This is a genomic window from Kitasatospora sp. NPDC056783 (assembly GCF_042789895.1).
Lineage (GTDB): Bacteria > Actinomycetota > Actinomycetes > Streptomycetales > Streptomycetaceae > Kitasatospora.
Window position 1 is genome coordinate 1 of the sequence record NZ_JBHUAF010000065.1, and the last position, 21,590, is coordinate 21,590.

The following is a 21,590-nucleotide window of genomic DNA, read 5'->3' on the forward strand; positions in this document are numbered from 1 at the left end:
GGTCGACCAGGATCTTCACGGCCGTCTCGTTGTGGTGGATGAGGGTCTCGAAGCCCTCGCTGACGAGGTCGTCCAGCCCGATGGTCTTGGTGATGAACGGGGCCAGGTCGACGCGTCCCTCCTGCACGAGCTTGATGGTCTGCGGGTGGGAGTTGACGTAGGCGATGGTCCCGCGCAGGTCGACCTCCTTGAGGACGAGCTTCTGCATGTCGAGCGTCGCGGGCTTGCCCCAGATCGAGATGACGGTGATGACACCGCCCGGCCTGACGGCGTCGAACAGCGTGTCGAGGACGGCGTTGACGGACGTGGCCTCGAACGCGACGTCCGCGCCCTTGCCACCCGTCAGACGCCGGACCTCCTCCGCGACGTCGGTGACGGCGGGGTCGATGACGTGGTCGGCGACCTTGGTGTCCAGCGCCTTCTGCCGGCGCAGCGGACTGAGCTCGGAGACCGCGACCTCGACGCCCATCGCCTTGAGCACCGCGCAGGTGAGCAGCCCGATGGGGCCGGCGCCGCCGACGAGGGCGAAGTCGCCGGCCTTGGCGCCCGAGCGCTGGAAGGCGTGGTAGCCGACCGACAGCGGCTCGATGAGGGCCGCCTGGTCCAGCGGGACGTCGCCGACCGGGTGGACCCAGCGGCGCTCGACGACGATCTTCTCGGCGAGCCCGCCGCCGCGGCCGCCCAGCCCGATGAAGTTCATGTCGGGCGAGAGGTGGTAGACGGGGTTGTTCTCGCTGGTGTCGACCTCGGGGCGCAGGATGTAGGGCTCGACGACGACGCGGTCGCCGGGCTTCAGGCCATCGACGCCCTCGCCCACCGCGTACACGACGCCGGACATCTCGTGGCCGAGGGTCACGGGGGCGGCTTCGCCGGAGACCGGGTGCGGGTGGCCCGCCGGCGGGACGAAGATCGGACCGTCGAGGTACTCGTGCAGGTCGGTGCCGCAGATTCCGCAGTAGGCGACGTCGATGCCGACCGTGCCCGGACGGACCGTGGGCTCGGGCGTCTCCTCGATACGGATGTCACCACGGTCGTAGTAGCGTGCAGCCTTCATGTGAGCTGTCCTCTCACCATGTTGTCTTCGCGGCCCGTGCCGGGTCGTGGCGCCGGCGAGGCCTGTGCCTCGTCCGGCGGATTTAAGTTGACAATTGAACGTTACGCCCGAAAAGTCGGATCAGCACAGCGGCGCGCCCGGCACGGCGCTGATGGGGCAGGGGGAGGGTCGCGGGCCTCAGGCCCGCAGGGCCGCCTTCCGGGGCGGGGCCGGGACGAACAGCACCGCGACCAGCGCGGCCACGGCCAGCAGGACGGCCGTGACCACGAACGCCCGGTCGTAGCCGGCCGCGAGCGCCTCCAGGGCTCCCCGCCCGGCGCCCGCCGCGTCCCGCGTGGCGGCCGTCGCCAGCGAGGAGAGCACCGCCAGACCGATGCTGCCGCCGCACTGGCGCCCGGCGTTGAGCAGTCCGCTGACCAGCCCGGCCTCGTGCGGGGCGACCCCCGACGTCCCCATCGCGGTGTTGGCGACCATGCAGATCCCGACGCCCGTGCTGGTGACCACCGACGGCCCCACGAAGGCCGTCAGATAGCCGGAGTCGACACCGAGCCCGCCGAACCAGAGCATGCCGAGCCCCGCCAGCAGCAGGCCGCCGGTGAGCGTGGCCCGGCCTCCGAACCGGGCGCCGAGACGGCCGGCCGCCATGCTGCCGGCCATCACGCCCGCGCAGAACGGCAGGAACGCGGCGCCGGCCGCCAGCGGACCGTAGTGCAGGACGTTCTGCAGGTGCAGCGAGCAGAAGTAGAAGCCCACCAGCATCGCCGCCCCGATCAGGGTGACGATCAGGCTCGCGACCCACGCCGTGCGGCCGCGCAGCACCCCGAGCCGGACGATCGGCGCGGAGGCGAAGCGGGCTTCCCAGGCGAGGAACGCGATCCCGACGAGGACGGCGGCGCCGAGCGTGGCCAAGGTCCGGGCCGAGGTCCAGGGGTGACGGTCGGTCTCCATCAGCCCGTACACCAGGGTGCTCATCGCGCCGGTCCCGAGCACCGCGCCGACCAGGTCGAGCCGGCCCTCGCGCTTGGGTCGGGCGGCGGCGACCGAGCGCGCGGCCAGTAGCGCGGCCAGTGCGACCAGCGGGACGTTGACGAAGAACACCCACCGCCAGTCGAGCAGGTCCGTGAGCACACCGCCGAGCAGGACGCCCAGTGCGCTGCCCGCGGCCGTCACCATCGACCAGATGCCCAGGGCCCGGGCCCTGGCCGCCCCCTCGGTGTAGGTGACCATGATGAGCGTCAGGCTGATCGGCGCGAGGAGCGCGCTCGCCACGCCCTGCCCGGCCCGGGCGCCGATCAGCTGGGCGGGGGTCTGCGCGAAACCGCCGAGCACGGAGGCGATCCCGAACACCGCCAGGCCCGCGAGCAGCGCCCGGCGGTGTCCGGCCAGGTCGGCGATCCGTCCGCCCAGGAGCAGCAGGCCCCCGAAGGCGAGCGCGTAGGCGTTGACGACCCAGGGCAGCGCGCCGTCGGCGAAGCCCAGGGAGCGGCCCATCGCGGGCAGGGCGATGTTCACGATGCTGGCGTCGAGGGTCACGATCAGCTGGCAGAGGCAGGCGGTGGCCAGCACCAGGCCCGGGCGGACCCCGGCCCGCCCGGGCCCGCTCGCGGCGGTGGCGGACCGCGCCCCGGGCGAGGTCGACGACGATGAGGGCAGGGCTGATCCGGGCACGGCCACCTCCAGATGCGAACAATGTTCGCGTAAGGTAAGCCTTACTTAACTTCCACCGCAAGTGCGCAGGTGAACGCCCTGCCGGGCGTGGCAGGATGACGCAATGGCAGAGCAGCGCACGACCGGCGGACCCGATCGCCCCAGCCCCGGCCCGGGTTCCCGGCCCAGCCCCCGGCGTCCGCGCCCCGGGCTCACCACGGGCGCGGTCGTCGCCGCCGCGCGACGGCTGATCGAACGGGACGGGATCGACGCGCTCACCATGCGCGCCGTGGCCGCGGAACTCGACACCGCCGCCGCCTCGCTCTACCGGCACGTCGCCGACCGCGAGAGCCTGCTGCTCGCCGTCCTGGACGAGATCGCCGACGGGATGCCCGTGGACGTCCCGGGCGACACCCCCGCCGCGCGGCTGCTGCGCAGGCTCCTCGACGCCCACGACTTCCTCGCCCGGCACGCCTGGGTGCCGCACGTCCTCGTCCGCGGCGAGCTCGCGTCCGCCCGGGCCCTGCCCTTCGTCGACGCCTGCCTGGCCGACCTGATGGCCGCCGGCCTCCGGCCCCCGCGCGCGGCCCGCGCCTACCGCGCCTGCTGGCAGCTCCTGATCGGCGAACTCCTCTCCGAGCACCCCGTCGACCGCCCGCGCCGGCCCGGCCCGCGGACCGACTCGCTCACCGCCGCCGACGCCCGCGCCCTCCCCGCCCTGGCGCTCGCCCGGACGACGGCCCCCTACCTGGGCCCGGGCGCCCACTGCGCCGAACTGCGCACCGCCCTGGCGGCGCTGATCGACGGCCTGGTGGTCGCGGGCCGGGGCTGAGCCCTTCCCCGGGGCTGAGCCCTTCCCCCGGGCCGGGGTGCCTTCTCGGGCCGAGGGCCGGGTCGCGTGCTCGACGTGAGGACACAAGGTGTCCTAAAGTGAATCGTGTGTCCTCGCCGTGCCGTCCGCCGTGCGCCGCTGCCCGCGCCCGCGCCCGACGCCCGGCGGGGCCGCCTCGACCGACGAGCGAAGGAGAACCACGGCCATGGCCGACACGTTCGAGACGGACAAGACCGACCTGGTGAACCTGGCCCAGCAACGGATGCGGACCGCGATCCCCGACAACGACTGGACGGTGCGCCAGAAGCTCGCCCTGACCTGCCGCATCCTGTTCGACGGCGGCCACGACTCCGGGCTGGCCGGCCAGATCACCGCCCGTGCCGAACGCCCCGGCACCTACTACACCCAGCGCCTGGGCCTCGGCTTCGACGAGATCACCGAGGACAACCTGCTCCTCGTCGACGAGGACCTCAACGTGCTGGAAGGCGACGGGATGGCCAACCCGGCCAACCGGTTCCACAGTTGGGTCTACCGGGCCCGCCCCGACGTCACCTGCGTCATCCACACCCACCCGCCGCACGTCTCCGCGCTCTCGATGCTGGAGACCCCGCTGGTCGTCTCGCACATGGACATGTGCCCGCTCTACGACGACTGCGCGTTCCTGGAGACGTGGCCCGGTATCCCGGTCGGCAACGAGGAGGGCGAGATCATCTCCGCCGCCCTCGGCGACAAGCGCGCGCTCCTGCTCGCCCACCACGGCCAGCTGGTCGCCACCGCCACCGTCGAGGAGGCCTGCACACTGGCCCTGCTCTTCGAACGCGCCGCCAAGCTCCAGCTGCTCGCCGGCGCCGCCGGGAAGATCCAGGAGATCCCCGAACTGCTGGCCAAGGAGGCGCACGACTGGACCTCCACCCCCAAGCGCGGCCAGGCGAACTTCGCCTACTACGCCCGCCGCGCCCTGCGGGCCGGCCACGGCGACGCCCTGACCACCCGGAAGGAGAACTGAGATGGACGCCACCGCCCTGGAAGGGATCATCGCCTACCCGGTGACCCCGTTCTCACCCGCCGACGGCGGCCTCGACCTCGCCCGGCTCGCCGAGCTGATCGACCGCCTGGTCCGCTCCGGCTGCCACGCCGTCGCCCCGCTGGGCTCCACCGGCGAGAGCGCCTACCTCGACGACCGGGAGTGGTACGCCGCCGCCGAGGCCTCGGTGTCGGCCGTCGCGGGCCGGGTGCCCACCGTCGTCGGCATCGCCGACCTCACCACCCACAGCGCCGTACGCCGCGCCCGGTTCGCCGAACAGGCCGGCGCCGACGTGGTGATGGTGCTGCCGCTCTCGTACTGGAAGCTGGACGAACGGGAGATCACCCGGCACTACACCGAGATCGCCGACGCGATCGGCATCCCGCTGATGATCTACAACAACCCCGCCACCGCCGGCGTCGACCTCAGCCCGGAGCTCATGCACCGGTTGGTCGAGCGGGTCGAGAACATCACCATGGTCAAGGAGAGCAGCGGCGACATCCAGCGGATGCACCGGCTCACCCAACTCTCCGACGGCGCCCTGCCGTTCTACAACGGCTCCAACCCGCTGGCGCTGGAGGCGTTCGCTGCGGGCGCGGCCGGCTGGTGCACGGCGGCGCCCTGCGTCATCCCCGACCTCACCCTGGAGCTGTACCGGGCGGTGCGCGCCGGCGACCTGGACGCGGCCCGCCAGGTGTTCTACCGGCAGCTGCCGGTGCTGCGGTTCCTGCTCGACGGCGGTCTGCCGACCACCGTGAAGGCGGGCCTGGCACTGCGCGGCCTGGACGTCGGCGAGCCCCGGCGCCCGCTGCTGCCGCTGGACGAGGCCGGGACGGCGCGGCTGGCCGCGCTGCTCGCCACGGCGGGGGTCTCCACGGCTTACGACCTGGTGCGTGATAGCGGCGGCGATGTGACGGCCTGAGCGGGGCCGCTGGTCAGACGGCGGCGGTGCGGTCGGAGACGAGGCCGGCGACGGCGAGGTAGGTTGCCGGGAGGGTGTCGCGGCGGTGGGTCCAGCGGGCCAGGCCCTTCCAGCGCTTGTGGTCGGCGAGGGCGTGCTCAACGGGAATGCGCTGAGACGAGTGCTCATGGCGAGCCTGTTCAGCTGCACCGCGAAGCCCAGCCGGTTGTGCGCCCGCCGCTTCGCCTGCACCTTCTCCCGGTCCGCGTCGTCCAGGAAGGAGAACCGCTCCAGCTCCGCGCAGGCGGGGAGCAGGCTGCCGTAGTGGCCGTGCTGCTGCCAGACAAGGGGCCATCCTCGCGCTGGCGGACCGCGGCGAGCCATTGAGTGGTGTGCATCGTGAAGTGGCAGGTCACGATGCACACCACTCATAGGGACACCCCCCGAGGGCTCGTCGGTGTCGGGCGGTCAGGGGCAGAAGGACGCCTTCACCGCGACGACGATGACGGCTCCCTGCTCGGGGGTGAGGGTGACGCTGCCGCCGCTGAAGCGCTGCGCGGCGTTGTTGGCGAGGGTGGTGTCGTCCTTTCCGGCCTTGATCTCCTGGCAGACGTTGAGGGCCTTGCCGATGGCCTTGGCCTGGTCGGCGGCGAGGGCGGGGTCGACAGCCTTCAGGGCGGCGATCAGCCCTGCGGTCTGGGCGACGTTGGGCGACGTTGGGCGACGGGATGCTGCCGACGGCCGGTGCGCTGGCGGCGGCCGGTGCGCTGGATGCCGGGGAGGCGGCGCTGCCGGCCGGGGCCGCGCTGGTGGTGGCGGGTGCGGGCGCGACGGGGGCGCTGCTGGTGGCGGAGGCGCTGCCGCTGCCGTCGTCGTCGCAGGCGGTCAGGGTGAGGAGTGCGGCGGCGGTCAGGCCGACCGTGAGAAGTCGGAGTCTCCTGACTGACATGGTGTCAGCAGCGAGGGTGCGGCGGTGCCGTTGTCGCTGGACCGTGACGAGGCCATGGCGTGGCCGGGACGGGGAGCCGGCGGTCGGCGCGCGCACGGGCGGAGCGTCTGTGCGCGCATGCTCCGCCGACGCCACGGCCCTGCGCCCCACCGGCAGGAGCCCTCCCCCCACTCCCCTCCCCGCACGCGCCCCTCGGAAAAGTCCGGCAGCGGCCCGGAGGGGCGGGCGTCCAGCCGGTGCGCCGCGGCCGACGGACTGCCCGGCACCGGCCCCTGGGTCGCTCGGCCGGTGCGCGGGCCGAAGGGCCCGGTCGCTCAGGTTCCGCCGGGTTTGCCCGTCGAGACCAGCAGGAGGACGGACGAGCCCGGTGCCACCGGTTCTGCGCCGCCCCGGGGCTGACTGCTGATCACCTGCCCGGCGGGAGCGTTCCAGTCCGTGTGCCGCATGATCGTGCAGCTCAGTCCGAGTCCGCGCAGCAGGCTTCCGGCCTGTTCGACCGGCATGCCGGCCAGGTCCGGCAGCGCGATGCCCGCTCCCACGGTCTGCTTCTGCTCCTGTGTCGGAGTCGCATCGGCGCTTCCGCTCTTGGGGGTGCCGGTGGCGAGCGGGGTGCACGCCCCGTTCGCCGGTGGGGACAGGGACGGGGCGGCACCGGGCGCGGGCGGCACGGGCTTCAGCGCGAAGAACCCCACCGTGGCGCACGCCAGCACGCAGCACGCCGCAGCGGTGCCGAGGAGCGCCCGGCGGGTGCGGCTGCGGCGGACGGCTCGCTCGATCGCGGCCGCGTCGATGACCGGCGCCGTCGGCCCGTCGGTGAAGGAGGCCACCGCGGCACGCAGCTCGGCTTCGAGGCCCGGCTCGAACGGGGCCGGTCCGGACGACGTGTTCCTCACTTCGTACCTCCGAAAGTGGCCGACGGCGTGTGCGGCGCCTGGGCGCCCGATACGGAATCGCGCAGCTTGGCCAGGCCGCGGGCGAGCTGGGACCTCACCGCACTCGAAGATATGTCCAGGACGTCGGCGACCTGCCGGGCGTCCAGATCGTGCAGGTAGTACAGGACCACCACGCTGCGCATGCCCATCGGCAGCCCGAGCAGTGCCTCGATCAGTTCCGCGCGCAGATCCACCTGCCCGAACCGGTCCCGGGGGTCGGCCGTCTCGGGCACCCCCGACAGTCCGGGGCGCTCGCCCCGGCGCGACAGCCGCCGCCAGCGGTCGTTGGCCAGGTTGACCAGCACTTTGCGCACGTACGCCTCCGGCGAGTCCGCCACCGCGACCTTCCGCCACTGTCGGCACGCCCGCTCCAGCGCCTCCTGCACCAGATCCTCGGCCACGTGCACGTCACCGGTCAGCGCATACGCGGTGCGGAACAACGCTCCCGACCGCTGTGCGACGAACTCCGTGAATCCGTTGTCCGGACCGCTCCTGCGAAACCTCACTCGCCGACCTCCTCTCCTCGTCCCGTTCTGATGACTGCCCCCATGACGGCGGAACGGGTCCGGGTGCTGCACCGAGCCGCCGGTAGTGACGTGAATCACAGCCGGGACGGAAGGGTGTCCCAGGACCTCGCGCCGCTGCCACCCGGGGTGGACGGACGCCCCCGACGCGTGTTCACCCTCACCCCGGACGGAGAACAGTCGCTCAGGACCGAGGCCGACCGCCTGCGCTCCGCCCTGCGCGAGGCGGACCGCCGCCTGGCGGCACCCCGGACCCGTTCCGCGGGAGGCTCGGCATGACCTCGAAGCACCCCCTGAACGCCTGGCTTCTCCGGCGGGCCCTCGCGCTCTACCCGTCCTCGTACGGTACCGGCGCGCTCGCGGAGGTGACCGACTTCGCCGCCCGCCGGATCGCTCTCCGGTCCGGCCGGAGGGCTGCGCGAGGTGGCCGACGTCGCCGGGCACGGAGTCCGGGTCCGGCTCGGCCTGGTCTCCCACCGCCCGGCGGGCCGGGCGTTCGTCACCGCGGCGCCGATCGCCGCCCTGCTCGCCGGAACCTACGCGGCAGCCTCGGTCGTGCGCGACGTGCGAACCGCCGTCAGCCCCGAGACCCACGGCTCCTCCACCAGCGGCTTCCCCGACGGAGGCCCGCTCCTGGCGGCGGTCTCGTTCCTCGTCCCGGCCGCGCTCACGGCCCGCGCGGTGGTGGCCGACCGCTGGTCCGCCGCACGGGTCCTGGCCCTGCCGGCCGCCGCTTCGGCGGCACTGTTCTGCCTGCTGTCCTACACCGGGCTGCTCGGCCTGGACCGAGCCGCAGCAGCCGAACTCGGCCTCGGCCCGCGCGGGTTGGGGCTGACCACGCTCAACACCCTGATCCTCCTGCTCGCCCCGCCCGACCGGGAGCGCCGCCCCGGCACCGGGCCTTCGCCGCCGCCCCAGGGGTGGGCCGTGGTGACGACCCGGCAGGCGTCGAAGACGAACAGCGGGCGGCGGAAGACCGCCACCCGCTGCCGGGAACGGGGGGCCATCCTCGCGGGCGCCTGGGAGCAGTCGCGCATCCGGCGCAGCGCCTCGTCGGCCTGAGGGCCATCCCCGCCCGCGCCGGGGCGCCGTAGAACGCCCCGTACCGGGACGCCTGCTCATCCGTCAGAAACTCGACCGGCATCCCGGACCTCCAGGCAGTTGATCAACACGACTGCCGAAGGTTCAACCACCACGGAACCGCAGGTCAACGGGCTCCGGAGAGCACGGAGGGCTTAGCGCCGGTTTTCGTTCCGATGTTCCAAGCGCCGCCAATTGCATCCGATGCGAACTCGCGACGGTTCGCGAATCGTCGTGGACGACGGCGCCAACCAGCAAGCTGACCATGGAAGTTAGCTCAGCCTGCTGGTGGCGACGGTAGCGACGGACCTGGCGATGACGCCAGCTGGTGTCACTCGTCCGGCTGACTGACCTGCGGTTTGTCCGCCGACTCGCATCAGATGCGGTTTTCTCGCATACGACGCGAGTGACGGAGGGTGGTGGACCGATGGGGTTCAACGGGTCGATCCCAGGTGCGGCACGGCTGCACCTGGTGGACGGAGTCGCGCTGCTGCGGCCGGAGGAACAGGTCTTCACCGCGATGCTGACCGGGTTCGCCAACCAGCAGCTCGCGCGGAATCTGGCCCGGACGACGGTGGAGGGCCGGGAGAACACGGTCAAGGCGTTCGCCGCGTACGTGAACACCTACCCGTGGCACTGGACGCCGGCGATGGTCGACGAGTGGCTCGGCGACCTGCGATCGCTGCGGGACCTGCGCCGTTCCACGATCCGGTCCTACTCGGAGGCGGTCCGGGCGTTCTGCCACTTCGTCACCGACCCGCTCTACGACTGGGCGGCCACGTGCGAGGATGGGTTCGGCACCCACCCGGTCCAGGTCGTTCACGAGTGGAACACCGCAGTGCACGTCCAGGACAACGAGGCCGACGCGAAGAAGCGGGCGTTCACCAAGGCCGAGCTGCACGCGTTCTTCGAGCACTGCGACGACGAGGTCGCCCGGATCAGGGCCGTCGGCCGCAAGGGCTGGCTGCCGGCGTTCCGTGACGCCACCCTGTTCAAGACCGCCTACGCCTACGGGCTGCGGCGCAACGAGACGCGGATGCTCGACGCCGCCGACTTCGGCCGCAACCCGCACGGCGCCGAGTACGGCGAGTTCGGCCGCTGCCAGGTCCGGTTCGGCAAGGCCAAGAAGGGCTCGCCGCCCAAACGCCGCGGCGTGCTGACCGTGTTCGGCTGGACCCCCGATGTCCTGGACGAGTGGTTCACTGAGGTCCGCCCGCTGCTGGGCACCGACGGCAACCCTGCGGCCTGGCCGTCCGAGCGCGGACTGCGGATCGGCTGCCAGCGCATCAACTCCCGCTTCATCGCCTACCGCAAGGCCCTGGGCCTGGACGACGGGCTGGACTACCACTCCTTCCGAAGGTCCTACGTCACCCACCTGATCGAGGACGGCTGGGACCCTCGCTTCGTCCAGGAACAGGTCGGCCACGAGCACGCCAGTACCACGTCCATCTACACCTGCGTCTCCTCGGACTTCCGCACCCGCACCCTGCGCCGGCACCTGGACGCCACCGTCGCCGCCGCCCTCCAGGCCCAGAACGGGAGGCAGGCATGAAGCGCAAGGTCGGCTACACCTGGCGGCTGCGTGAGGTGATGGCCCAGCACCGCATCTTCACCGCGACCGAACTGGTCCCGCTGCTGCGCGAACGCGGCATCGACCTGTCCGCCTCCCAGGTCCACCGCATGGTCTCCGGCACACCGGAGAGGCTGTCGCTGCAGGTCCTGTCCGCGCTCTGCGACATCCTGGCCTGCACCCCGGCCGACCTGGTGACCACCACCGCCGAGAACGCCGGCGTCCGCAAGACCGCCACCGGCGACCTGCCCACCCCGCCCTCCAACGTCGCGAAGCTCCGGCCCCGCGCGGCCCGCATCCTGCCCGACGCATGAGCCGCCCCTACGCCACCGACGAGCAGTACGAACGCTGGTTCATGGCCGAGTGCTGCCGCTGCGGCCGCCGCAGGCACAAGTCCGGCACCTGGCCGGACGGCTACGTCTGCCGGACCTGCTCGGACCGCGCGGTGCGAACGCGAGGAACGTGCCCCGGATGCGGCCAGGACCGTGCCCTTCCCGGACGTCACCCCGCCGACGGCTCCGCGATCTGCACGACCTGCGCCGGCTTCTCCCAGACCTTCGACTGCTCGCGCTGCGGCTTCGAGGGCAAACTCCTCGGCGGCCGGCTCTGCGAACGTTGCACGCTCACCGACCGGCTGACCGCCCTCCTGGATGACGGCACCGGCCGAGTCCGCCCGACGCTCACGCCCTTGCTCGACATGCTGGTGGCGATGGACGAGCCCAGAAGCGGCCTGGCTTGGCTGGCGATGCGCCGAGGCCAACCGGGAAACGCCTCGCAGCTACTGCGGCGGCTCGGGCTCGGACAGATCCCCCTGACCCACGACGCCTTCCATGAACTCCAGCCCTGGCGGGCAGCGGCCCATCTGGAAGAACTCCTGATGGCCAGCGGAGTCCTACCCGCCGTCGACAAGTACATCTGCTCCTTCCAACGATGGCTGCCCGGCCACCTGGCCAGCATCGCAGAACCCGAGCACCTGAAGACGATCAAGCTCTTCGCGACCTGGCGTGTCCTTCCCCACCTGCGGGAACGAGCCGATCGCAGTCGGATCACACCGAGCGTCCGCGGATTCGCAGCCGAGCAGATCACCTGCGCGACGGCCTTCCTGCATTGGCTCAGCGCCCGGAACAGTACCCTCGCGTCCCTGGGCCAGCTCGACATCGACGCCTGGTTCGCCGAGAACACCGAACGCGGCCGCACCTCCCTGAGGCCCTTCCTCAACTGGGCCATGCAGAGCCGCCGGTGCCCACGCTCCCTCTTCATCCCCGCACAGAGGATCTCCCGGCGGCCCGCCCTGAGCGAGGACGAACGCTTGGCCGCACTCGGCCGACTGCTGACCGACACAGACGCACCGATGCGCCTCCGCGTCGCCGGGGTCATCGTCCTCCTCTACGCGCAACCCCTCACCCGGATCGTCCGGCTGACGATCGACGACGTGCTCCACGACGGAGAGACCACGCTTCTCCGGCTTGGGGAGCCCGCCTCACCCATCCCCTCACCGGTCGCGGCCCTGCTGCTGGCGTATATCGCGGACCGCGGCAACATGAACACCGCCACCAACCAGGCATCCCGCTGGCTCTTCCCCGGCCGCCGAGCCGGCCAGCCAGCCCGCCCCGACCACCTGTCCGCGCTCCTGGGCGAGATCGGCATCCCGGTCGCCGCCGCCCGCGGCGCCGCCATCCGACAACAACTCCTCGAACTGCCTGCCCCCGTTGTCGCGAACGCCCTCGGCTACCACGACAAGACCACCAGCCGCCTTCTCCGAGAGACCGGCGGAACCTGGAGCCGATACGCCGCCGGTGACCACACTCGCTCACCGGTGGGCTGGGTTCCTCGGAGCACCCACGGCAGTTGAAAACGCGAGCCCCCAGTCAAAGGCCCTTCAAAACACGGTCAAGTGCCGACCGGCCGACTGGCCCCCAGTGCGGCTTGCCGCCGGGCAGGCCGCGGTCCCCGGCCCGACCCATGGCCATCAGGAACAGGCTCTTCATCGCGGCCAGCCCGCGCGCCCGTCGTACCGCCGCCTCGTCCGCTTGTACGTAGCTGTTGAAGAACCGAGCGGCGCCGCCCGCGGGGAGCAGCAGCCAGGCAGCCATAAGGTCCCATGCCGGGTCGCCGGCGAAGACCGCGTCGAAGTCGATGACGCCCGCGAGTGTCCCGTCCGCGACGACGACGTTCGCGGGGTGCAGGTCGCCGTGCACCCACACTCGCGGGCCGCCCCACTCGGGAGCCATCACCGCGTCGTCCCACACGGCCCGGATGTCGTCCTCGGCGAAGCCGCCGAGGTCTACGGCCTGCAGGAAGCTCTCGAAGCCGTCCGTGCACTTCCTGGGGTGAGCGCCGAAGGCCGAGGAGTCCGGCGCGTCGGCGGGCGCCTCCGCATGCAGCGCCTTGAGGAAGGCCGCCAGCGTGTCGGCCGCGTGGTCGCCGCGGGTGATCGAGCCGTGGTCCAGCGGCGTGCCTTCCACCCATGTCATGACGGTCCAGACCTTGGGGAAGCGCTCGGAAGGTGCACCGCTCCGCACCGGAGTCGGGATCGGCAGCGGCAGGCGCGGGGCCAGCACCGGCAGCCAGCGGCGCTCCTTGAGCTGCGAATCGGGGAGTTTCTCCATCCGCTGCATCCGGACGGCCAACTCGTCCCCGAGCCGCCACATCTGGTTTCCCCAACCGCCCTCCACCTCACGGATGGGCAACTCGGCCAGATCCGGGTGCTGCTCCCGGAGCAGGTCACGGATCAGATCTTCGCTGATCTCAATCTCGGATTCGATCACGCGAAGTCACAGTACTTGAGGCAGGCGGAGCCGACCTTGCCCTTGGGAGATCCAGTCCCCGGTTCGATCTCGCAAGTTCTCGCGGTACCCAGTGATCCCGGGCTCGCAACGACTCAAGGGGGGCATCCCCAGCTCAATGCCAACGAGGGCAGCCTGAACCGCCCCCCGATACGCCGCTGGCGACCACACCTGGTCACCGGCGGGCTGGGTTTCTCGGGGAACCCGCGACAGTTGAATACGCGAGCCCACCAGTAAACCGCCGCACAAAACAAGCAAGTTCACCAGCATCAGCTCCCGATCATGTCCCGATCCGGAAACTCCACCGGGTGCGGCCGCCCCTGCTGCTACGGTCCGGCACCATGAACACTGACGACTGGACGGCGTTCGGTGCCATTGTTGCCGCGGTCGGGGTGGTGGTCTCCGCGGTCATGGCGTACTGGACGACCCGCAAAGCGGCGGCGGCCGCCGCGGACTCGGCTGACACCGCGCGAGAGGTGGCGCAGATCGAACGCGACCGCTGGCACCGCGAGCTGACTCCTGAGCTGACCTTCAACCTGATCCGCGTGGGATCCAACCGCCTGAGGCTCACCACCACACTCGCCGGCCCCGTCGGGCTGGATCACCTCGACACCATCACTCTCACGGTGCGCGACGAGGCCGGACGGGATCACTCAGCCAGACCGCATTACGACGAAGCTATGCGTACAGAGCTGCCGTCGGTGATCTGGGGGCCCGCCCGATTCAGCCCTGGGGTCGACGAGGTTGCCGCGCCCGGCCGCCAGAGCATCATCCGGAGCCTGGAGCGCGGCAACTTCGTGCACAGGCAGATGGATAACTCCGAGCCGCCGAGCTGGTTCCAAGACCCGGGAGACTGGGTGGACGGGTACTGGGAGGCGAAACTGCGCTTGCACGCGGTCTGCGAAGTGGAGGGGCATAGACCCTGGATCGTCGTCGCCGAGGTCGCGACCCCGGGGGTGGAGTACATCTCCGACGGTTCGGACGAGATGGAAGTTCCGGAGCAGTACCGCTGAATCACGGCTCCCCGGGGTCGAAGGCCCAAGCGGCCCCGGCGGCGCCGAAAACCCCCGGCGGCAGGTTCTCGCTGAGCGCCGCTGAGCGCCACCGGCCCCGGACCAGCACAAGCAGCTCACCCGGAGTCGATACGCCGCTGGAGATCACACACAGTCACCAGTGGGCTGGGTTCCTCGGGGAATTGGCGACAGTTGTATACGCGAGCCCACCAGTATCAACCCCCGGGTCCACATCAATGCCACCATCTCCAGTGCGTGGCTGGTGTGGGAACGCCAGCACCCCGCTACACCTTCGAGCGCGCCCACCGACTGCACCTCGGCCAGCCCTGACCAACAACGGCGCGGTCACGCCGCCCTGCGCGGAACGGCCGCCACACCAATGTGACGGAGAAGCGATCGTGGAGAAGTTCGTTCCGAAATTCCAGCGGGCGCCGTGGCCCGACGGCGCCCGCGTCCTGCACGTCTACGCCGTTCCAGACCTGCAGGCCGACCTCCCCCTGGCCCGGCTGGTCAACGAGTGCCGGGACGCGATGGGCCCCTACCCGATCACCCCGATCGGTGACGACACGCTGCACTGCACCATCGAGATGGTCGCCGACACCCCCGCCGACAAGATCACCACGGAGGAGCTCGACGACCTTGTCGCCGCCCTGCACACGCACCTGGCCTTCACCGGCCCGTTGGAGGTCACGGCCGGCTCCCCGATTGCCAACCGAGCCGGGGCCTTCCTGGACCTCTCGCCCGACGAGAGGCTGGTCGACCTGCGCGAGCACGTCCGCGACGCGATCCGCGAGGTCCGCGGGCCCGGCGCGCTGCTCCACGACGGTGGCCGGCACCACATCTCGCTCGGCTACGCTTGGGACGAGGCATCCTCCGACGCACTGCAGACGGCCCTGCGGAGGATCACGCCCAGCCACGTCCCCGTCCGCTTCAACGCGCTCCACCTGCTCGACGTGAAGTTCCAGCAGTTCCCACGTCCAGGTGGCAAGTTCGCCTGGGAGCTGTCTTGGGAGCCGGTCGCGACCATCTCCCTCGCCGGCGGCTCCGACGATGCCCGGCCGTCACAGCCCGCTCTCTGACATCCCGTTCACCGTCCCGCCCGGCGCACGCACACGTCGGGCGGGACAACCCCTCCACCAGGTCCCACGCCGTAACCCGTTCCCAGGAGGAAACGCATGTCCGACACCCCCACCGTCCCCGCCCCGGACCTCACTGCCGGCGGCCCGGCCGCCCCCGACTGGCCGGGTCTTCTGCGGCAGGGAACCGGACCGATCCAGGCCGAGTTTCGCCGACTCGTCGAGCGGACCACGCACTACCACGGCTACAGCCCCGACCTCGTCTGGGGAAACCTGCAGACCCGCGCCTACGCCGAGGAGGTTCTGCGCCTCGTCGTCGACCTGCACGGCATCCCGCGGGACATCGAGGCCGGCGCCGCCGAGCGCGTCGCCCGCGCCCAGTACTTCGGCGCCGGCGGGCGCAGTTTCCACATCCTGCTCGGTGAGCAGGCGCTGCTCACCGGTATCGGTGGCCCCGAGGTCATGCACGCGCAGCTCGAACACCTCCTGGAGGCCCTGAAGTTGCCTGGCCTCACCCTCGGCATCATCCCCGCCCGCGCCCGGCTCACTGTCTATCCCGGCGACGGATTCGGGATCTTCGACGGCGCCCGCGTCGAGGTCGAGGGCTACCGAGGTGGCGAGACGATCACTGACGACCGTGTCCAGGTCTTCCACCGGGCCTTCGACCGGCTCCACGATTCCGCCGTGTACGGCGACGATGCCCGGGCCATCATCACCACGGCCCTGCACACCTCCTGACAGTGATGATGTGACTGCCGGTTTCCTCCGACCGCCAATTCACACCCGCGAAGGACCCCGCCGATGGCCACCACCTCTACCGTGCCCGTCGTCCGCACGGGCGAGCGCGCCGGGTAGAACAACCGTCCCGCCGCGGACCGGATCGTCGTGCTCGACCACGCCTTGGTCGTCCTGGACAGCGTCAGTACCGTCACCGACGAGCGCACCTCGTCGACGCCCAGCCCCAGGCGGCCCTCCACCGGTCCAGGCTCCGCGCCAGCCACGGCTTCGACGAGTAGTACCGCGAAATCCCGCGCGAACTGCGGGACTTCCAGAGCGACCGCACCGCCGTCGTCTGACCAGCGGCCCTGCTCAGGCCGTCACATCGCCGCCGCCGGCACGTACCAGGTCGTCAGGCCTGACACTACGGCTTCGGCCTGACACCGGGCCGAGGCCTCAGGGCAGGGTGGGCACCCGGTCCGAAGGGCCGGCCGGGTCGTCGTGGATGACCACGAGGATCTCGGCCGGCTCCGGCCCGGTGCTCCGACAGCGGTGCGGCAGCGCCGAGTTGAAGTACACGCTGTCCCCGGGGCCGAGGTCGACGCCGTGCTCGGGGAACTCCAGCACGGCGGTGCCCGCGTGGACGAAGAAGAACTCCTCGCCCGCGTGCGACTTGAACGGAGCCTCCACCGGCCCGGTCGGCGGGTGCATCACGAACGGAACCATCCGCTTGCCGCTGAGGCCGGTCGCGATGCCCTCGTAGCGGGAGGCACCGGAGCCGGCCCCGCCGCCCATCGGAGTCCGCTCGCCGGCCCGCACCACGGTGACCAGCTCCGGCTCCACCTCGTCCGAGAAGAGCCGGCCGACGTCGACCTTCAGCGCGTGGGCCAGCTTGAGCGCCGTCGAGATCGACGGCTCGCTGATCCCGCGCTCGACCTTGGACAGGTAGCTCTTGGTCACCCCGACCTGCTCGGCGAGCGCCTCCAGGCTGAGCCGGTTCTGCTGCCTCAGCACCCGCAACCTGCTGGTCATGCGCCACCTCTCGCCACGTCTCACCCTCGGAACCGTCCGGTCCATTATCGGCCCGGCCGGCCGCGGCCATCCGCCGGTCCTCGACATGCGGCCGAGCCGCGGCCCTGCCTATCGTGGTGACCGCTTTCCTCGCACCCCTCCGGTGCGCGAGAGCACCCACGCGGCCCCGGTGCCCGTGCCGGCGCCCCCGTGTGCCGTCCCCTCCCGCGTCCGGGTGCCCTTCCCGTCCGCGCCGTCGAAGACCCCGGGCCGGGCCCGGCCGTTCCGCAGGGGCCGGCGCCCGATGCCACGGGCCCCGCGGTGGCTTCGCCAGACCAGCTGGAGTGCGTCCATGTCGGACATCGCGTATGTGAAGATCCACCCCGCGATCGGTATCGCGCGGGTCGGCAACGGCGACGGGGTGTTCCTCGGGCCCGAGAGCCCGGACGAACCGCCGAGGGAACCGGGCTCCTCGAAGGACAGCGTCTCCGCGATCAAACGGCAGGCGGCCCGCTTCCGGGTGTACGGCTACGACGAGGCCGGCCACGTCGTGCGGGAGGTCAAGCACGGGGACGACGGCGCCGACGTGACGTGGACCGTCGCCCTGGCGAACACGAAGGCCGCCTGGTACAACTTCTCGCTCGCGCTGGACATCCCCGAGGCCCGGAACCTGTCGGCCGACCAGTTCGGACGCCGCAACGCCGCCACGGCCGACCGGAACAGCCTGAAGAACACCCCGCCCGCGCAGTCGATCTCCGGCCCCGACCGGAGCGGCACGCCCTTGGAGGGGTCCGTCAACGGCGTCGGCGTCTACCTGGGCGAACTGCGGACCGACGAGGCGGGCCGGCTCACGGTCCTGGGCGGCCGGGGCACCTCCGCGTCCTTCACCGTCCCCCCGACCGAGTTCACCTCCTTCGGCAACAACGACGGCTGGTACGACGACGTCTCCGACGGCCCGGTGACCGCCCAGGTCACCATCGGGGGGCAGGTGTTCACGGCGACACCGGCCTGGGTGGTGGTCGCACCGCCGAACTACGCGCCGGACGTCAAAGGCATCGTGACCCTCTACGACCTGCTGTTCGACCTGTTCGTGCGGAACCAGGAGATCCCGCTGCCCGACCCGGTGACCTTCGACGAACACATCAAGCCGCTGCTGCTGCGGTTCACCGGACTCCAGTGGGTCAACGAGGGCTTCGCTGCCGAGTACGGCTGGGGCGCCGCCAACGACTTCTCCTCCCCCGAGGTCCTCGCCGCGCTCGGCAGCAACGAGCCCCAGTACCAGGACCTGCGCCAGCGCGTCTACTACCACATGCGCGACTACTCCCGGGACGGCACGTCACCCCTGCCCTGGCCCTGGCTGTACGGCGACGCCATGTCCACCCACCCCAGCTCGGTGCGCCAGCACAACGTGCTCACCGACACCCAGGACGCCCTGCTCCAGCGGTGGGTGAACGGCGAGTTCGACACCACGCCCTCCACCCCGTACCCCTGCCTGGACGACGCGCCCGTCGCCCTGCAGCCCGCACTGCTCGACCGGGCGATGCTGGAATCCTGCCTCGCCGACGCCTTCCACCCGGGCTGCGAGGTCACCTGGCCCATCCGCCACCGCACCCTCTACCAGGAGCCCTTCCGCATCCTGCACCGCACCGACGGCCAGGACCCGGAGTACGGGACGCTCCTCACGCCCGACAAGGCGCTGGCGACCAACGGCCCGCTGTACGCCCAGGGCCCCGGCGACCTCACCCGCTGGATGGGACTGCCCTGGCAGACCGACACCGCGAGCTGCCGCTCGGGCTACGAACTCGCGGCCAACATCGGCCCCCGCTACAGCCCCTACCTGCCGACCTTCTGGCCCGCCCGGGTGCCCAACCACGTGCTCAAACAGGAGGACTTCGCCACCGTCGACGACCCCGGCAAGAGCGACGACGAACGGGAGCGGGCCTTCGCCCGCCGCGCCGTCTGGCTGCGCTTCCTGCACCCGACCAGACCCCAGACGTACCACGACATGGTCCAGGGATGGGCCGGGTTCGGCATCGTCGAGACCCGGGCGTACACGCCCAAGGACGGCAAGTTCCCCGTCAGCATCCTGGTGGAGTCCACCCCGGCCTTCCCCCCGGTCGCCGACCGCCGCAACCTGGTCAACGTCCACGTGCCCGAAGCCGGCCCCGCCGCACCCGCCGCCACCACCGCCGCCCGGCGGGCCACGCGCGAGGTCGCCCGCCGGACGCGCTTCGCGGAAGAGGAGATCTCGGCCGACTACGTCGACAAGGTGGACCCGTTCCGGGAGAGCAGGTGACCGCCGCACCCGGCGGCGCTCGCGGCCCGGACGGCGATGGGCACGGCGACGGGTGCGGCGACTGGTACGGCAACGGGTGCTACGACGCGGTGGTCGCCGGCGGCGGTCCGGCCGGCGCCGCCGCGGCCATCACCCTGGCCGCCGCCGGGCGCAGCGTCCTGCTCGCCGACGCCGGCACCGGGCCGCCGAAGACCGGGGAGTCCCTGGTACCCGCCGCCCGGATGCTGCTGAGCGACCTCGGCGTCGACCCCCGCGCACTGGACCGCGACCACCGAGTGTGCCACGGCACCGTCTCCGCCTGGGGCTCGCCCGACCCGCGGCACGTCCACTTCATCGACGACCCGTACGGACACGGCTGGCACCTCCACCGGCCCGCCTTCGACCGCCTGCTGCGCTCCCGGGCGCGGGCCTGCGGGGTCCACGTCGCCGAGCGCACCACCGTGGAACACCCCGAACGCGACCCGGGCGGGGGCTGGCGGGTGACGGCGAGCGCCCCCGGCGCGCACCGGACGCTGCGCTGCCGCTGGCTGGTCGACGCCACCGGCCGACGCGCCCGCCTCGCCGTGCGCTGCGGGGCCGTCCGCCACCGCCTGGACCGCCTCGTCGCCGTCCACCTGCGACTCGCCCACGACCCCCGGGACACCGAACACCTGTCCCTGGTCGAATCCGCGCCTGACGGATGGTGGTACACCGCCCCCTGCCACCCCGCCGGCCGCCTCGTCACCTTCTTCACCGACACCGACCTCGCCCCGCCCGGCCTCACCGACCCCCAGGCCTTCCTCGGCCGGCTCGCCGCCACCGTCCACACCGCCGCCCGCGCCGCAGGCCGCCCGCCTGTTCCCGACCACCCGCCGCGGCGCTGCGCCGCCCACACCGCCCGGCTGGAACCGGCGGTCGGCGACGGGTGGATCGCCGCCGGCGACGCGGCGACCGCCTACGACCCGGTCTCCTCCCAGGGCGTCCTGACCGCCCTGTACACCGGCACCTGCGCCGGCCGGGCCGTGCACGCCCACCTCGCCGGCGAGCCGCACCCCTCCGCCGACTACCTCGCGCGGCTCCGCGAGACCTTCGACGCCTACCTGCTGGGCCACCGCGCCGTCCACTCCTGGGAGCGGCGCTGGCCCACCAGCCCCTTCTGGCAGCGCCGGCAGCCGCCCCCGCCGGACGGCTGAGGCGGCTCACCGGCGAAGGACGGACCCCGCCGATCGCCGGACGTCGGCTCCTCCCACCCACAACCAGCGAACACCGCCCCGGTCCTCCGTGCCGGTCACGCCGGATACCGGCACCCGGTAGCGTTGGGAGGCGCCCCGCCTCCCGCTCGTACCGCTGCGCACCGGGGCCGGCCCAGTGCTCCGGCCGTGACAGCCGGGCCGCAGCCGATCCGACCGACTGTCACCGGTCGGTTCCGAGGACCGAGCTCCGGACAGGAGACCAGCAGGTGAGCACGGCGCACGTCGGCCCCGGCGACTACAGCCAGGTGCCCAACCCGGAGCAGGCACTGAAGTACGCGATCCAGCACGTCGCGGGCGACCGCGTCGAGATCGTCGAGGGAGTCGTCACCCTCGTGTCACTGCCTTGGGCCCATGAGACGGCCGTGAACCTGATCCGCGAACAGCTCGGCCCCCGCATGCGCGAACTCGGCCTGCGCGCCGGCTCCGGGAACCTCGACCTGCCCGGCACGGAGAACTTCTACGTCCCCGACCTCGCAGTCGTACCCGCCGAGCTCGCGAAGACCGAAGGGGCTCTCCTCCCCGACCAGACCGTGCTCGTCGTCGAGGTGACCTCGCCGTCGAACGGGGAGACCGACCGTAGCGCCAAGCGCCGGCGCTACTCGCAGTTCGGCGCTCCCGTGTACCTCCTGGTCGACCGGCAGGAACGCACCTGCACCCTGCTCTCCCAGCCGGGCCGGCTCGGCTACACCCTGGTCGAAGGCCCCCACCCCTTCGGCACGCCGCTGCGGCTCCCGTCGCCGTTGGACCTCGAACTCGACACGGCGGGATTCTGAGCACCGCGCGGGCTGTTCGCCGCTCGCCGGGGAGGTCCGGCGGTGGAGGGAGCGCAGGTCAGGGGGTTGCGGCCGCCATCCTGCACCTATTGTCCAGAATTTCGCGTATGCCTGTTATTTCCGAAAATAAATGAACTACGCAGATCATCCACCACCTTGATGATCTAGTAGTT

21 protein-coding genes and 1 pseudogene are annotated in these 21,590 nt (G+C 71.8%); 14 read left to right on the top strand and 8 right to left on the bottom strand.

Annotated elements, in window-relative coordinates; translation table 11 throughout:
• Together ACFRMQ_RS12945 and ACFRMQ_RS12950 are read right to left on the bottom strand one after the other, a co-directional pair.
• Positions 1-1,054, bottom strand: a 1,054-nt coding sequence (locus ACFRMQ_RS12945) for a 2,3-butanediol dehydrogenase (protein WP_380730081.1), incomplete at its 3' end; no start/stop codon positions are given.
• Positions 1,055-1,231: 177 nt separating this feature from the next.
• Positions 1,232-2,722, bottom strand: coding sequence for an MFS transporter (locus tag ACFRMQ_RS12950; protein ID WP_380730083.1), 1,491 nt, complete (start codon positions 2,720-2,722; stop codon positions 1,232-1,234).
• Positions 2,723-2,825: 103 nt separating this feature from the next.
• On the opposite strand from ACFRMQ_RS12950, the gene ACFRMQ_RS12955 reads away from it, so the two are divergent.
• From ACFRMQ_RS12955 to ACFRMQ_RS12965, 3 genes are all read left to right on the top strand, one after another.
• On the top strand, positions 2,826-3,533 hold the full coding sequence (locus ACFRMQ_RS12955) for a TetR/AcrR family transcriptional regulator (protein WP_380730085.1): 708 nt from the start codon (positions 2,826-2,828) through the stop codon (positions 3,531-3,533).
• A gap of 205 nt (positions 3,534-3,738) precedes the next feature.
• On the top strand, positions 3,739-4,539 hold the full coding sequence (locus ACFRMQ_RS12960; RefSeq protein WP_380730087.1) for an aldolase: 801 nt from the start codon (positions 3,739-3,741) through the stop codon (positions 4,537-4,539).
• A 1-nt stretch (position 4,540) separates the two neighbouring features.
• Positions 4,541-5,479 carry a dihydrodipicolinate synthase family protein gene (locus tag ACFRMQ_RS12965; protein ID WP_380730089.1) on the top strand — a complete coding sequence of 313 codons (939 nt, stop codon included), beginning with the start codon at positions 4,541-4,543 and terminating at the stop codon, positions 5,477-5,479.
• A gap of 180 nt (positions 5,480-5,659) precedes the next feature.
• On the opposite strand, the pseudogene ACFRMQ_RS12970 reads toward ACFRMQ_RS12965, so the two are convergent.
• The 4 genes and pseudogenes from ACFRMQ_RS12970 to ACFRMQ_RS12985 form a co-directional block, all read right to left on the bottom strand.
• Positions 5,660-5,773, bottom strand: a pseudogene (locus ACFRMQ_RS12970) (DUF4158 domain-containing protein); the annotation flags it as partial.
• 153 nt (positions 5,774-5,926) lie between these two features.
• Entirely contained in the window at positions 5,927-6,145 is a 219-nt protein-coding gene (locus ACFRMQ_RS12975; protein ID WP_380730125.1) for a DUF732 domain-containing protein, read from the bottom strand.
• 576 nt (positions 6,146-6,721) lie between these two features.
• A complete protein-coding gene (locus ACFRMQ_RS12980) occupies positions 6,722-7,300 on the bottom strand; it encodes a PASTA domain-containing protein (RefSeq protein ID WP_380730091.1) in 579 nt (192 codons plus the stop codon).
• Positions 7,297-7,845: a SigE family RNA polymerase sigma factor gene (locus ACFRMQ_RS12985; RefSeq protein ID WP_380730093.1), complete on the bottom strand. Its 549-nt coding sequence runs from the start codon at positions 7,843-7,845 to the stop codon at positions 7,297-7,299. Before ACFRMQ_RS12985 ends, ACFRMQ_RS12980 begins: the two co-directional genes overlap by 4 nt.
• A 114-nt stretch (positions 7,846-7,959) precedes the next feature.
• Between ACFRMQ_RS12985 and ACFRMQ_RS12990 the strand changes: the two genes are divergently transcribed.
• From ACFRMQ_RS12990 to ACFRMQ_RS13010, 5 genes are all read left to right on the top strand, one after another.
• The gene (locus tag ACFRMQ_RS12990) at positions 7,960-8,142 is read left to right on the top strand and encodes a hypothetical protein (RefSeq protein ID WP_380730096.1); all 183 of its coding nucleotides are present in this window, start codon (positions 7,960-7,962) and stop codon (positions 8,140-8,142) included.
• A gap of 144 nt (positions 8,143-8,286) precedes the next feature.
• A complete protein-coding gene (locus ACFRMQ_RS12995) occupies positions 8,287-8,925 on the top strand; it encodes a hypothetical protein (RefSeq protein ID WP_380730098.1) in 639 nt (212 codons plus the stop codon).
• Between the two features lie 445 nt (positions 8,926-9,370).
• Complete coding sequence (locus ACFRMQ_RS13000) at positions 9,371-10,495, top strand: tyrosine-type recombinase/integrase (protein ID WP_380730100.1); 1,125 nt, start codon at positions 9,371-9,373, stop codon at positions 10,493-10,495.
• The gene (locus ACFRMQ_RS13005; protein WP_380730102.1) at positions 10,492-10,827 is read left to right on the top strand and encodes a helix-turn-helix domain-containing protein; all 336 of its coding nucleotides are present in this window, start codon (positions 10,492-10,494) and stop codon (positions 10,825-10,827) included. Before ACFRMQ_RS13000 ends, ACFRMQ_RS13005 begins: the two co-directional genes overlap by 4 nt.
• Positions 10,824-12,365: a hypothetical protein gene (locus ACFRMQ_RS13010; protein WP_380730104.1), complete on the top strand. Its 1,542-nt coding sequence runs from the start codon at positions 10,824-10,826 to the stop codon at positions 12,363-12,365. The genes ACFRMQ_RS13005 and ACFRMQ_RS13010 overlap by 4 nt, the downstream gene beginning before the upstream one ends.
• Positions 12,366-12,381: 16 nt before the next feature.
• On the opposite strand, the gene ACFRMQ_RS13015 is transcribed toward ACFRMQ_RS13010, so the two are convergent.
• On the bottom strand, positions 12,382-13,281 hold the full coding sequence (locus ACFRMQ_RS13015; protein ID WP_380730106.1) for an aminoglycoside phosphotransferase family protein: 900 nt from the start codon (positions 13,279-13,281) through the stop codon (positions 12,382-12,384).
• A 359-nt stretch (positions 13,282-13,640) separates the two neighbouring features.
• Here ACFRMQ_RS13015 and ACFRMQ_RS13020 point away from each other — a divergent pair, with 359 nt between their 5' ends.
• The 3 genes from ACFRMQ_RS13020 (at position 13,641) to ACFRMQ_RS13030 (ending at position 16,126) form a co-directional block, all read left to right on the top strand.
• Positions 13,641-14,312 (top strand): hypothetical protein, encoded by a 672-nt coding sequence (locus tag ACFRMQ_RS13020; protein WP_380730108.1) that lies wholly within the window; start codon positions 13,641-13,643, stop codon positions 14,310-14,312.
• 398 nt (positions 14,313-14,710) lie between these two features.
• Positions 14,711-15,391 (top strand): hypothetical protein, encoded by a 681-nt coding sequence (locus ACFRMQ_RS13025; RefSeq protein ID WP_380730110.1) that lies wholly within the window; start codon positions 14,711-14,713, stop codon positions 15,389-15,391.
• A 96-nt stretch (positions 15,392-15,487) separates the two neighbouring features.
• Positions 15,488-16,126, top strand: coding sequence for a DUF5753 domain-containing protein (locus ACFRMQ_RS13030; RefSeq protein ID WP_380730111.1), 639 nt, complete (start codon positions 15,488-15,490; stop codon positions 16,124-16,126).
• A gap of 435 nt (positions 16,127-16,561) precedes the next feature.
• Here ACFRMQ_RS13030 and ACFRMQ_RS13035 read toward each other — a convergent pair whose 3' ends face one another.
• Positions 16,562-17,137, bottom strand: a complete 576-nt coding sequence (locus ACFRMQ_RS13035) for a helix-turn-helix domain-containing protein (protein WP_380730113.1) — start codon at positions 17,135-17,137, stop codon at positions 16,562-16,564.
• A gap of 331 nt (positions 17,138-17,468) precedes the next feature.
• On the opposite strand from ACFRMQ_RS13035, the gene ACFRMQ_RS13040 reads away from it, so the two are divergent.
• The 3 genes from ACFRMQ_RS13040 (at position 17,469) to ACFRMQ_RS13050 (ending at position 21,417) form a co-directional block, all read left to right on the top strand.
• A complete protein-coding gene (locus tag ACFRMQ_RS13040) occupies positions 17,469-19,412 on the top strand; it encodes a LodA/GoxA family CTQ-dependent oxidase (protein ID WP_380730115.1) in 1,944 nt (647 codons plus the stop codon).
• Complete coding sequence (locus tag ACFRMQ_RS13045) at positions 19,409-20,584, top strand: FAD-dependent monooxygenase (RefSeq protein WP_380730117.1); 1,176 nt, start codon at positions 19,409-19,411, stop codon at positions 20,582-20,584. The genes ACFRMQ_RS13040 and ACFRMQ_RS13045 overlap by 4 nt, the downstream gene beginning before the upstream one ends.
• Positions 20,585-20,850: 266 nt before the next feature.
• A complete protein-coding gene (locus ACFRMQ_RS13050; protein WP_380730119.1) occupies positions 20,851-21,417 on the top strand; it encodes a Uma2 family endonuclease in 567 nt (188 codons plus the stop codon).
• Positions 21,418-21,590 lie beyond the last annotated feature (173 nt).